We start from the raw sequence: 12091 nt of genomic DNA on the forward strand, positions 1-12091 counted from the left end.
TCTTCATGAGCCTTCTAGGACGTGTCAGGTCCCGCCGGGCCGGGCCCCCTTGCCCCGCCCCGGCGATCGGGTGAACCCTGCTGCCGCACCGTGCCCGACGCGCGCCCGGCAGTGCGTCCGCGGCGCGGCGCACGCACCAGACTCGTCCGTGAACCTCGCTGCACCGAGGAGGACCGAAGGATGCACCGTACGCGCACCGCGGCAGCCACCAGCCTCGCCGTGGCCCTGGCCGTGATCCCACTGGCGGGCATGGCGGGGCCGTCCGGCGCCGCACCGGCCCCGGGGGCCGACGGCCCCCAGGCCAGACCCGCCACCGCCGCCCTCTCCCCCGCCCCGCAGTCCGTCCACGACCGCTCCGACCACCTCACCGTCACCTCCACCGTGGCCCTCGTCGCCGGGCCGGGGACCGATGGCCCGGCGCTGGCGCTGGTGACGAAGTCCCTGAAGGCCGCGGGCGCCCAGCGCGTCGTACGCACCGGCCGGGCCGCCCCGCAGAAGGGGCGGCTGACCGTCCTCGTGGACGGGCCGGGCGCACGGCGGGCCCTTGAGGAGCTGGGGGCACGCGGCACCTCCGGGCTCCCGGCCGAGGGCTATGTGCTGGCCGCGGGCCGCGGCCGGATCGCGCTGGCCGGCCGGGACGCCACCGGCACGTACTACGCCGCACAGACGCTGGCCCAGCTGCTGCCGCACCGCGACCGCCCGGGCGCCCGCGTGCCCGGCGCCGTCGTCCGGGACTGGCCGGCGACCCCGCTGCGCGGCGTCATCGAGGGTTTCTACGGCACCCCGTGGTCCCACGCCGCCCGCCTCGACCAGCTGGACTTCGCCGCCCGGCACAAGATGAACATCTACGTCTACTCCCCCAAGGACGACGCCTATCTGCGGGAGAAGTGGCGCGATTCCTACCCCGCGGACCAGCTGCGCCGCATCAAGGAGCTGGTGGACCGGGCGCGGGCCCGGCACGTGGAGTTCACCTACGCCCTCTCCCCCGGGCTGTCCGTCTGCTACAGCTCGGCCGCCGACGTCAAGGCGCTGACCGCCAAGTTCGGGACCCTGTGGGACATCGGGGTGCGGACCTTCGCGGTACCGCTGGACGACATCAGCTACACCAAGTGGAACTGCGCCGCGGACAAGGAGAAGTTCGGGACCGGCGGCGGGGCGGCCGGAACCGCGCAGGCCCAGCTGCTCAACCAGGTCAACCGGCAGTTCGTCGCGCGCCATCCGGGCGCCCGGCCGCTCCAGATGGTGCCGACCGAGTACTACGACCTGAAGGCGACGCCGTACAAGGCGGCGCTCGCCGCCAAGCTGGACGCGAACGTGCTGGTGGAGTGGACGGGCGTGGGCGTGATCGCGCCGACCATGACCGCCGCCCAGGCCGACCAGGCCCAAAAGCTCTTCGGCCACCCGATCCTGCTCTGGGACAACTACCCGGTCAACGACTACGTCAGCAAGCGGTTGATGCTCGGGCCGTACAACGGGCGGGCGCCGGGGGTCCCGGGCCGGCTGGCCGGGATCACCGCCAACCCGATGATCCAGCCCGCCGCGTCCAAGCTGGCGCTGGCCACCGTCGCCGACTACACCTGGAACGACCGGGCGTACGACGCGCGGGCCTCCTGGAGCCTGGCCATCGAGGAGCTGGCCCGCGGCGACGCCCGCACCGCCCGCGCCCTGCGAGCCTTCGCGGACGTCAACTACACCTCGGCCATCAACCCGCGGCAGGCGCCCGAACTGTCCGCCGCCCTCGACCGGTTCCACCACGGCGGCACGGCCCGGCAGCTGGACGCGGTGCTGCGCGGCCTCCAGGAGGCGCCCGGTGTGCTGCGCGACCGGCTCCCCGACCGCGGCTTCGCCCGGGAGAGCGCGCCGTGGCTGGACGCCACCCGCGCCTGGGCGGTCGCGGCGCGCAACGCCCTGCGCCTGGTCGAGGCGGACCGGGCGGGCGACGAGGCGACGGCCCGTCAACTGCGGGAGAGCATCCCGGGGTTGGTGGCGAAGGCGAAGGCGTACGTCTACGTGGACATGAAGGGGAAGCGGATCCCGGTGGTGGTCGGCGACGGGGTGCTGGACACCTTCGTCGCGGACGCGCTGGCCGGGCGGGGCGCGCGATGAGGTGATCCCGTGCCGCCGGGAACGCCGCGCGGCCCTGACGGATCGTCAGGGCCGCGCGGCGCGCCGGATCGGGTCGGTCAGCCGCCCAGCTCCTGGTGGCGGGCGGCCAACCGCGCCGCCCCTTCCTCGGTGAGCGCGCCGTGCAGCCGGAGCCGGGCGATCCCGCCGTCGGGGAAGATGTCCAGCCGGACGTGGGTCACCGCGGGCGCGGCGTCCAGCAGGAAGCGGTGGACGGTGTCGGGCTGGAGCCGGGTGCGGGGCAGCAGTTCGACCCAGTCGCCGCGCTCGCCGTCGCGTCCGGACAGGGCCGCCCAGCCGGCCGAGTTGCCCTTGAGGTAGCCGGTGTCGATCTCCACGGCGCGGATCACGGACTGCCCGGTGAGGCGGTAGCGCACCCAGTCGTTGCCGGTGCCGCGGCGGCGCCGGGTCTCCCAGCCGTCGTCCATCTTGCGGGACCGGCCCGGTTGGATGGTGTTGGTGGGCGAGGAGTAGAAGCGGTCCGAGGCGTCCTCGACCTGGCCGCCGTTCTCCAGCGCGGCGAGGTCGAAGGTGCCCAGCGCGGCCAGCCAGCGGGGTGCCGGGGCGACCTCGCCGTGGACCCGGAGGCGGGCGATGCCGCCGTCGGGGTGCTGGTTGAGCCGCAGGTGGGTGAAGCGCTGCTCGGCGGTGACGGCGAAGCCGTTGGCGGCGTGCCCGCCGAGGGCGGTGCGCGGGACGAGCGGGGTCCACTTGACGCCGTCGGCGAGGAGTTCGGCCGGCGACGGGGAGCCCTCGACGCAGGCGCCCTCGATGCTGACCGACTGCGGGTAGTTGCCGCGGAAGTGCGCGGTGTCGACGACGATGCCGCGGATCACGCCGGGGGCGCCGAGCCGGATCAGCGCCCAGTCGTGGTCCTCCTCGGCCGGGAACGGGTGGTCGCCGTCGGTGCCGCGGCGCCGACGGGTCTCCCAGCCGTCCATGATCTTGCCCTTGTGGCCGAACGCCTCGGGGTCGAAGTGGGCCGCCTCGGGCTTGAGCAGGTTCTCCCGCTCGGCGAAGAACTCGTCGTTGGCGGCGAGCACCCCGGCGCCGAGCCGCCGGTCGGCGAGGTCGGGCAGGCGGGAGAAGGGGAAGCCGGCCGGACCGGGGGTGCGGTAGTCGGCGTAGGGGTCGCCGCCGCCGTAGGGGCTGGCGTCCCCGGTGTAGCGCGGGAGCTCGCCGGTGGTCATGCGCGCGGCCTTTCGAGGAGTTCACCGAGGGGCTCGGTGAGGGTGGTGCCGTCGTTGATCTTCCGGCCGCGCAGCCAGGTGGAGCGGACGACGCCGTACAGGGTCTTCCCGGCGTACGCGGTGATCTTGTTGCGGTGCTGGAGTTCGGCGGGGTCGACGGTGAAGGTCTCGTCGGGCGCCAGGACCGCGAAGTCGGCGTCCCGGCCGGGCTCGATGGCGCCCTTGCTGCCGAGGCCGACCAGCTCCGCGGGGGCGGCGGACATCCAGCGGACCACGTCCTCCAGGCTGTGGCCGCGCTCCCGGGCGGTGGTCCAGATGGCCGGCAGGCCGAGCTGGAGGGAGGAGATGCCGCCCCAGGCCGTACCGAAGTCGGGGGTCTTGAGGTCGGTGGTGGAGGGCGAGTGGTCGGAGACGATGCAGTCGATGGTGCCGTCGGCCAGTCCCTGCCACAGGGCGTCCTGGTTGCCGGCCTCGCGGATCGGCGGGCAGCACTTGAACTCGGTGGCGCCGTCCGGGATCTCCTCGGCGGTCAGGGTCAGGAAGTGCGGGCAGGTCTCGACGGTGATCTTGACGCCGTCGGCGCGGGCGGCGGCGATCAGCGGCAGCGCGTCGCTGGAGGAGAGGTGCAGCACGTGCACCCGCGCGTCCAGCTTCCGGGCCAGCTCGATCAGGCCGGCGATGGCGTCGTTCTCGGAGACCCGGGGGCGGGAGGCGAGGAAGTCGGCGTACTTGGGGCCGTGCGCCTCGGGGGCGGCACCCAGGTGGCCGGGGTCCTCGGCGTGCACGATCAGCAGTCCGTCGAAGGCGGCGATCTCGCCGAGCGCCGCCGCCAGCTGCTCCTGGTCGACCTCCGGGAACTCGTCGACGCCGGAGGGCGACAGGAAGCACTTGAAGCCGAACACGCCGGCCTCGTGGAGCGGGCGCAGGTCCTTGACGTTGCCGGGGATGGCGCCGCCCCAGAAGCCGACGTCGATGTGCGCCTTGCTGCGGGCGACCTCGCGCTTGGTGTCGAGGTTGTCCACGGTCGTGGTGGGCGGGAGGCTGTTGAGCGGCATGTCCACGAGCGTGGTGATGCCGCCGGCCGCGGCCGCGCGGGTGGCCGTCCAGAAGCCCTCCCACTCGGTGCGGCCGGGGTCGTTGACGTGCACGTGGGTGTCCACGAGGCCGGGCAGCAGGACGTCGTCGCCGAAGTCCTCCACCCGGGCGCCGGCCGGGGCCGCGGCGTCGTGCGGCAGGACGGCGACGATCTTCCCGTCCTTGACGGTGACGGACGCGGCCCGCGTCCCCTCCGGGGTGACGACGCGCGTGGAACGCAGCACCAGCTCTATTTCGGACACCCAGTACCTCCCATATGGTTGTTTCATCGTCGCGCGCCGGCGCGTGCGGGGCACGGCTGCCGCGGGCCGTGCCACCCCTGGCGCGGAATCCCGGGAACCCCGGAATGTCGGTGTGAACCGGCGCTATACGGAATTCAACAGTCTGTTGAATGAGTCTTCACTCAGGACCCCGGCCCGTCAAGACCCCTGTGCGGCGGCCGGCCCGGCGATCGCACCGGACCGCTCCGGCTCCTCGACCTCCTCCACCATCTCGCCCCTGACCTGCGACGAGATGATGTCCTGCGGGATCGGACCGGCACCCGCCGCGACCCGGTCACGGCGCGAGACCGCGGCGTAGAGCAGCGCGGAGAGCGCCATACCGAAGATCCAGGAGAACGGCGCCACGGCGTCGAAGGCCGGAATCAGCGCCAGCGAGGCGGAGACCGCGGCGGCCGGCAGGAACGCGATCACGGCCTTCGGGTTGTAGCCCCCGCGGTAGAAGTAGGCGCCGGCCGCATCGGCTGAAAACAGCGCGTCGACGTCGATCCGCCCCCGTCGCACCAGGTAGTAGTCGACGAGCAGGATCGCCACCAGCGGGCCGAGGAAGGCCCCCAGCGCGCCCAGGAAGTACTGGATCACCAGCGCCGAGGAGTACAGCTTCCAGGGCATGACCAGCACCGCCAGCACCGCGGTGATCATGCCGCCGCGCTTGAAGTCCAGGTACTTCGGCATCAGGTTGGCGAAGTCGTAGGCGGGCGAGACGAAGTTGGCGACGACGTTGATGCCGATGGTGGCGACGATGAAGGCCAGCGCGCCGATGACGGTGACCACCGGGTTGTCGATCTTCTGGATCACCTTCACCGGGTCGTAGATCGCCTCGCCGAAGACCGCGATGGTGCCGGCGGTGACCAGGACGGCGACCACCGCGAAGGCGGTGAAGTTCACCGGCAGCCCGATGAGGTTGCCCCGCCGGTAGGAGCGGTGGTCGGGGGTGAAGCGGGCGAAGTCGGCGTAGTTCAGGACCAGGGTCAGGAAGGTGGCCACGGTCAGGCTGACCGCGATCAGGCTCTGCTGGACCTGCGCGGTGCCGCTGAGCCCGGTCAGGCTGCGGGTCAGCGAGATGTCACCGTGCGCCTTGACGACGAGGTACACCGCCAGCGCCAGCACCACCAGCCAGACCACCGGCCCGGTCGCGAAGTCCTGGACCTTGCGGATGAACTCCATCCCCCGGGTCAGCAGGGCGGCCTGCAGGCCCCACATCACCATGAACGCGATCCAGCCGAGGGTGGACAGCCCCAGCACCGAGTTGTGGTTGTACGCGTCGAGACCGGGCGCGATCTGCAGCGTCAGCAGCACCACGGCCGTGGAGGCCAGCCAGGTCTGGATGCCGTACCAGGCCACCGCCATCACCGCGCGCAGCAGTGCCGGGATGTTGGCGCCGTAGACGCCCCAGCTCGCGCGGGCGAGCACCGGGTAGGGAACCCCGGTGCGGTGCCCGGCATGCCCCATCCGGTTCATCAGCCAGTAGACGATCGTGATGCCGGCCAGCAGTGCGGTGAACACCTCCCAGGCCGGCAGCCCCAGCACGAAGAGGCTGGCGGCGAAGGCGTAGTTGCTGATCGCGTGGGTGTCGGACATCCACAGCGCGAAGATGCTGTAGGTGCCCCAGGTGCGCTTCGCCGCCGGTGCGAGGTCCTCGTTGTAGAGCCTCGGGTCCGGCGGTCCCGGACGGTGCTGCGGGGATGTACTCATGTGTCCTCCCAGGCAGGTCGGGTGGAGCTTAGGTGTCAGTCGTCAGATGCCTGATGTCTTCGCGGAAAATTCGGTGTGCCGGGCGGAATCCTGCATGCGGCCCCACTCCCCCGCGGCCGAGCGCGCGAGGTGGCTGCTCAACGGCCAGGAGCCGATGGCCTTGGGGCGGGGCGGGGCGAAGCTGCGCTGCGTACTGGTGGTCAGACCGAGGCCGACCACCGCCTCCGCGAACTTCACCGCGGCGGCGACGCCGTCCACGACGGGCACTCCCAGCGCCGCCGCGACCTTCTCCTGGAGCCCGGCCATTCCACCGCACCCCAGGCAGATCACCTCCGCGCCGTCCCGGACCGCCTCGCGGGCGGTCTCGATGATCACCGCGACGGTGCGCTCCGGGTCCTCCTCCAGCTCCAGCACCCCGAGCCCGGTGCCGCGGACCGAGGCGCAGCGCTGGAGCAGCCCGGCGGTCAGCAGCCGGTCGCGGATCTGCGGCACGGCACGGTCGAGGGTGGTGACGATGCCGTACGCGTGGCCGAGCATCAGCGCCATCTGCGCCGCGCACTCGGTGATGTCCAGGACGGGGACGTCCAGCAGTTCCTGGGCGCCCTCCCGGCCGGGTTCGCCGAAGCCGGCCATGACCAGCGCGTCGAACGGGGTGTCCAGGGTGGCGAGCCGGTCCAGGACGGCGGCGGCGCTGAGGTACCCCTCGAAGTGGCCTTCGATGGACTCGGGCCCCCAGAGGGGTTCGGTGGCGAGGATCTCGGTGCCCGGCGCGGCGACCGCGGTGGCGGTGGCGCGGATCGAAGCGGTCATGGAAGCCGTGGTGTTCGGGTTCATGACGAGAATGCGCATGACGCTCCAACGATTTGGAGGATTCCACAGAATGGACAGTAGGTTTCGCGCAGCAGAACGTAGCTATGGCCACTGGCACCGTCAAGAGATCTCGGCAAGGAGGTGGCACCTTGGGGCATACGGGCGCTGACCGGCGGGAACGAGTGTGCGATACGCGGTGTGCCTGCGCGGTGTGACCGGTAGGCTGCTCCGGTCGGGCCCGGCGCCCGTAAGGCGTAGAGCCGAGACCGATCCGACCCGCCCCGAAAGGAACGCGACGTGCCGCCGTCCAGCGCCAGCACCTCCGCCGCCGATGCCAAGCCCGCAGGCGCCAGCGGCGGGGTCCAGTCCCTTGAGCGCGCCTTCGACCTCCTGGAGCGGATGGCCGACGCCGGCGGCGAGGTGGGCCTGAGCGAGCTCTCGGCCAGCAGCGGCCTGCCGCTGCCCACCATCCACCGCCTGATGCGCACGCTGGTCGCCTGCGGCTACGTCCGCCAGCAGCCCAACCGCCGGTACGCCCTCGGCCCGCGCCTGATCCGGCTCGGCGAGAGCGCCTCCCGGCTGCTGGGCACCTGGGCCCGGCCGTTCCTGGCCCGCCTCGTGGAGGAGACCGGCGAGACCGCCAACATGGCCCTCCTGGACGGGGACGAGATCGTCTACGTCGCGCAGGTCCCGTCCCGGCACGCGGTGCGGATGTTCACCGAGGTCGGCCGCCGCGTGCTGCCGCACTCCACCGGCGTCGGCAAGGCCCTGCTGGCCAACCACCCCCCGGAGGAGGTCCGCGCGCTCCTCGGCCGTACGGGCATGCCCGCCGCGACCGAGAAGACCATCACGGACCCGGAGAGCTTCCTCGACGCCCTGGCCGACGTCCGCCGCCTCGGTTACGCGGTCGACGACAACGAGCAGGAGATCGGCGTCCGCTGCCTCGCGGTCCCGGTCCCCAATTCGCCCACCTCCGCGGCGATCTCCATCTCCGGGCCGACCGGCCGGGTCACGGAGGCCGCGACGGACAAGATCATCCCGGTGCTCCAGGAAGTGGCGGCCCAGCTGTCGGTGGCGCTGGCCAACCAGGCGCCGGCGTAATGTCCGGGTGAGGCGTCCCGCCCGGGTCGTCTCACCCGCCCGGCAGCTCGCCGAAGCCGTCGATCCGCTCGCGGACCTCGGACAGCGCCGACGACAGCGCGCTCACCGAGCCCACCGCGCCGGCTATCAACAGCAGCGAACGGCGCAGCCGGGTCACTTCGGGTGCGCCGTGGCTCACCATCGCGTCCAGTGCGGCCAGTTCGTCGTCGGCCGTCGACCGGTCCGGCAACTCGCCGGGCAGAACGGCCAGTTGGCGGCGGAGCCGAGCCACCGCCATCCGTAATGCGCGGACCCTCGGGTCGTTCCCGTCCCCGGTCATGCGGCTGTCTCTCTGCAGCTGTTCCACAACGACGGCGTCCTCCCAGGCCGTTGCCCGTTCCGCGATGCGGGACAGTTAACGCCACTCTGCGCCGCCCGCGCCATACGGAGAGCGAAAAAACCGATCACCGGCGCCCAGGAGCCCTACTGCGGGTCCACCGCGTTGCGCCAGACCCGGACATCGAGGGTCACATAGCTGCTCGGGTCCGAGTCCGCCGACTTGCCCTGGAACGTGATCAGCGCGATCGTGCCGCTGCTGGTGGTCAGGCACATCCGCGAGCCCTCGGTGAGCAGACTGATGTCCACGCGCGAGGTGAAGCGGGTATCGCTGCGGCACGTGTCGAGCGTGCCCTCCTGGCCTGATTCGAGCAGCACCAGCTTTCCGTCAGGAGCGTGGATACCGCCGTCCGAGTTGTCGTTCCCGTCGAGCGCGGCGTCGGCCTCCTCGGCGTGCGTGTTCTTCGGCGTGACCGGGTCGTCGGCGAAGGACAGGTGGTAGCCGTGGGGCAGGTCGATGCCCTCGGTGTCGACCGGCTGCGGATCCTCCTGCGGCGGCTGAGGGGTGTCGGATCCGGTGTCGCCGCCGCTCGGGGAGTCGGTGGGGGTCGGCGTTCCGGTGACGGTCTTCGGCTTGTGGTCGGCGGCCTGGTCGGTCTTCGTCCGGCCGTCGCTCTTCATCACGACGTAGACCGCGCCGCCGGCCGCGCCCGCGACGGCCAGCGCGCCGGCCAGCACCAGAGCCACGGCCGGTCCCCTGCGCCTCTTCTTGGGAGGCCGGGGAGCCGACGTGCCGGCGGGCGGGGCGGACGCCGCCGCTCCGAAGCCGGGCGGCGGGGTGCGGGGGTGGTCCAGCACGGTCGGCACCGGGGCGGCGGGCGGGGCCGGTGGCTGCGCCGGGTGGGTCGCGACGCCGGCCTCGTGGGCCTCCGGGGGCGGCGGGAGCCGGGGGGCCGGGGCGGCGGCACGGGTGGTGAGGTCGGCAGCGACGGCGGTGGGGAGCCAGTCCTCGGGGCGGCGCAGCTGGGTCTGGCCGGAGGCGGCGGCGCACAGCGCGATGACCTCGGCGACGGACGGCCGGCCGGCCACGTCCTTGGCCAGGCAGCGGACCACCAACTCCCGCAGCTCGTCGGGTATTCGGGAGAGGTCGGGCTCCTCGTGGACGATGCGGTAGAGGACGCCGTGCGCGGTGCCCACGCCGAAGGCCGGGACGCCGGTGGACGCGTACGCCGCGACCTGGCCGAGCGCGAAGACGTCGGCGGCGGGGGTGATCGAGGTGCCCGCCGCCTGTTCGGGCGCCATGAAGGTGGGGGTGCCGACGGTGACCCCGCTGCCGGTCAGGGAGGGCGCTTCGGCGGCGCGGGCGATGCCGAAGTCGATGACGCGCGGGCCGTCGGCGGCCAGCAGGACGTTGGAGGGCTTCAGGTCGCGGTGGACGATGCCCGCGCGGTGGATGACCTGGAGCGCCTCGGCGATCCCGGCGACCAGCAACAGCACTGTGGGGACGGGGAGTCGGCCGTGTTCGGCGACGGCAGTGGAGAGCGCGGGGCCGGGAACGTAGGCGGTGGCGAGCCAGGGCATCGGGCCGGCGGTGTCGCTGTCGATCACCGGAGCGGTGAACAGCCCCTGGACCCGCTGCGCGGCGTGCACCTCCTGCGTGAACCGGCGGCGGAACTCCGCGTCTTCGCTGAACTCGGGCCGGATCACCTTGATGGCCACCGGGCGGCCGCCGGGCGTGTACGAGAGGTAGACCTTGCCCATCCCGCCGGAGCCGAGCCTCGCCGTCAGGCGGTAGCCCGCTATCGCCCGCGGGTCGTCACCCTCCAGCGGCTGGAAGATCCCGCACGGCTCCGCACCGTTCACCACTCACATCCCCCGACTCTGCCTCGCGGCCCCGACGACCCGGGCCACCGCGTCCGCGGCGGCCGGACGTCCGCAACGGAGCAGAACTTTATCCGGCCGGACGCCGCACCGCGGCATCGCGGCCGGGCACCGCCGGCGACACCGGTACGGCATTTGCCGCACGGCAACCGGCCCCCCGCCACATCACCCGCCTCCCGCACGCGACTTGCTCATGCGTCAGGACGGGCGCACGCGCCGTCGCAGCCCGCCCCGCCCCGTCGCCCCCACCCGCTCCCCCTGGCCGGATTTCACCTCTCGCCCCCCGATTCCCCGACCCCGCGGCCGGCTTCGCCCCGGCCCCGGGCGCCCTCGGGCCGCGTGCGGTACGCGCATAGCCCCCGCACGCCACGCGCGAATACCCGCCGACCGCTTGACCATGCGTCAGTACGTGCGTTCCCGCGGGCACCCGTTGGCGTGGGCGTATCCCGTACAAGGCGTACGGCGCCGCGCGATGGAGCATTCTCCCTTCCGGGAAATGTCCGGCATATCACCGAATCGCACATCACTGGACCACTGGATCGGAGAACGCCATGGAGCCCAACCCAGGCCCCGACCCCCACCCCGGCCCCGACTCCCGGTACCTCAGCGTCATCCAGCTCATCTGCCGGGCGTACGGCCTGGCCGACGCCTCCGAGATCACCGAGGAGCACATACACCGTTACGTCAGCGAGGGCCGGCACGCGGACGAGCGGACCGCGCACCTCCGGGACCGGCTGCAGCCGCGGATCCCGCGGCAGCGGACGGCGGGGGACGCGGCCTGACCCGGGCCGGCGCCGCCTGATTCCGGGCGGCAGGGGGGCGCCGCGCGACGCCATGAGGTAAGCAGTTCCCATGGCACATCCAGGGGAGCGCGCAGGCGCCGGGGGGAAAGCGGGGGCCGTACGGCCCGAGGGGAAGGTGGCCGGACTGCTGCTCGCCGCGGGCGGCGGTCGACGGCTGGGGGGACGACCCAAGGCACTGCTCGACCACCGGGGACGCCCGCTGGTCGAGCACGCCGCACGGGTGCTGCGGGACGGCGGCTGCGGACCGGTGCACATCGTGCTGGGCGCGGCCGCCGAGACCGTCCGGACCCGGGCCGAGCTGGCCGGCTACGGCATCTCGGTCAACCCGGACTGGGCCCAGGGCATGGGCTCGTCGCTCCGGGTGGGCCTGACCGCGCTGGCCGGTTCGGGGGCGGACGCGGTGGTGGTGTCGCTCGTCGACCAGCCGGGCATCGGCGCCGCCGCGGTGGCCCGGGTGGTGGCCGCGTACACCGGGCGGGACGCGCTGGCGGCCGCGGCGTACGGGGGCGAGCGGGGGCATCCGGTGCTGTTCGGCGCGGAGCGCTGGGCGGACATCGCGGCGAGCGCGGAGGGCGATCGCGGGGCGCGGGCCTATCTCCGGCGGCACGCCGGGGCGGTCGCGCTCGTCGAGTGCGGCGATGTGGCCGAGGCGTACGACATCGACACGCCGGAAGATCTACGGCGGTTGGAGTGACCAGAGGCCGCCGGGCGGGCACCTGCCGCCCGACGGGGTGCCGCACATTCTGCGGCGGGCGGGGCGCCGGGCCACCAGAACGCCCGCCGCGGCGGCAGGTTGACG

General features: G+C 73.1%; 10 protein-coding genes. 4 read left to right on the forward strand and 6 right to left on the reverse strand.

The window, feature by feature from the left end; translation table 11 throughout:
* Positions 1–180: 180 nt before the first annotated feature.
* A complete protein-coding gene (locus CG747_RS44885; RefSeq protein WP_100607652.1) occupies positions 181–2106 on the forward strand; it encodes a beta-N-acetylglucosaminidase domain-containing protein in 1926 nt (641 codons plus the stop codon).
* A gap of 77 nt (positions 2107–2183) precedes the next feature.
* Here CG747_RS44885 and alc read toward each other — a convergent pair whose 3' ends face one another.
* The 4 genes from alc to CG747_RS44905 form a co-directional block, all read right to left on the reverse strand.
* Complete coding sequence (gene alc / locus CG747_RS44890) at positions 2184–3314, reverse strand: allantoicase (protein ID WP_100607653.1); 1131 nt, start codon at positions 3312–3314, stop codon at positions 2184–2186.
* Positions 3311–4651: an allantoinase AllB gene (allB, locus tag CG747_RS44895; protein WP_100607654.1), complete on the reverse strand. Its 1341-nt coding sequence runs from the start codon at positions 4649–4651 to the stop codon at positions 3311–3313. The genes alc and allB overlap by 4 nt, the downstream gene beginning before the upstream one ends.
* Before the next feature lie 177 nt (positions 4652–4828).
* Positions 4829–6382, reverse strand: coding sequence for an NCS1 family nucleobase:cation symporter-1 (locus tag CG747_RS44900; RefSeq protein ID WP_100607655.1), 1554 nt, complete (start codon positions 6380–6382; stop codon positions 4829–4831).
* A 42-nt stretch (positions 6383–6424) separates the two neighbouring features.
* Positions 6425–7231 (reverse strand): aspartate/glutamate racemase family protein, encoded by an 807-nt coding sequence (locus CG747_RS44905; protein WP_100607656.1) that lies wholly within the window; start codon positions 7229–7231, stop codon positions 6425–6427.
* Positions 7232–7489: 258 nt separating this feature from the next.
* Between CG747_RS44905 and CG747_RS44910 the strand changes: the two genes are divergently transcribed.
* Positions 7490–8293 carry an IclR family transcriptional regulator gene (locus CG747_RS44910; RefSeq protein ID WP_100607657.1) on the forward strand — a complete coding sequence of 268 codons (804 nt, stop codon included), beginning with the start codon at positions 7490–7492 and terminating at the stop codon, positions 8291–8293.
* Between the two features lie 31 nt (positions 8294–8324).
* Here the strand turns inward: CG747_RS44910 and CG747_RS44915 are convergent, their stop codons facing one another.
* Complete coding sequence (locus tag CG747_RS44915; protein WP_100607658.1) at positions 8325–8612, reverse strand: DUF5955 family protein; 288 nt, start codon at positions 8610–8612, stop codon at positions 8325–8327.
* Between the two features lie 143 nt (positions 8613–8755).
* Entirely contained in the window at positions 8756–10474 is a 1719-nt protein-coding gene (locus tag CG747_RS44920; RefSeq protein ID WP_100607659.1) for a serine/threonine-protein kinase, read from the reverse strand.
* A gap of 566 nt (positions 10475–11040) precedes the next feature.
* On the opposite strand from CG747_RS44920, the gene CG747_RS44925 reads away from it, so the two are divergent.
* Positions 11041–11271, forward strand: a complete 231-nt coding sequence (locus CG747_RS44925; protein ID WP_100607660.1) for a hypothetical protein — start codon at positions 11041–11043, stop codon at positions 11269–11271.
* 136 nt (positions 11272–11407) lie between these two features.
* Positions 11408–11986 (forward strand): NTP transferase domain-containing protein, encoded by a 579-nt coding sequence (locus CG747_RS44930; RefSeq protein WP_100607661.1) that lies wholly within the window; start codon positions 11408–11410, stop codon positions 11984–11986.
* Positions 11987–12091 lie beyond the last annotated feature (105 nt).

This window comes from Streptomyces sp. CB02959 (genome assembly GCF_002803155.1).
GTDB lineage: Bacteria > Actinomycetota > Actinomycetes > Streptomycetales > Streptomycetaceae > Streptomyces.

Bases quoted from the DNA above. Each gene is read 5' to 3' on its own strand.
- CG747_RS44900 (WP_100607655.1), bottom strand. From the start codon at position 6,382: ATGAGTACATCCCCGCAGCACCGTCCGGGACCGCCGGACCCGAGGCTC.
- CG747_RS44915 (WP_100607658.1), bottom strand. From the start codon at position 8,612: ATGACCGGGGACGGGAACGACCCGAGGGTCCGCGCATTACGGATGGCG.
- CG747_RS44885 (WP_100607652.1), top strand. From the start codon at position 181: ATGCACCGTACGCGCACCGCGGCAGCCACCAGCCTCGCCGTGGCCCTG.
- CG747_RS44905 (WP_100607656.1), bottom strand. From the start codon at position 7,231: ATGCGCATTCTCGTCATGAACCCGAACACCACGGCTTCCATGACCGCT.
- alc (WP_100607653.1), bottom strand. From the start codon at position 3,314: ATGACCACCGGCGAGCTCCCGCGCTACACCGGGGACGCCAGCCCCTAC.
- CG747_RS44925 (WP_100607660.1), top strand. From the start codon at position 11,041: ATGGAGCCCAACCCAGGCCCCGACCCCCACCCCGGCCCCGACTCCCGG.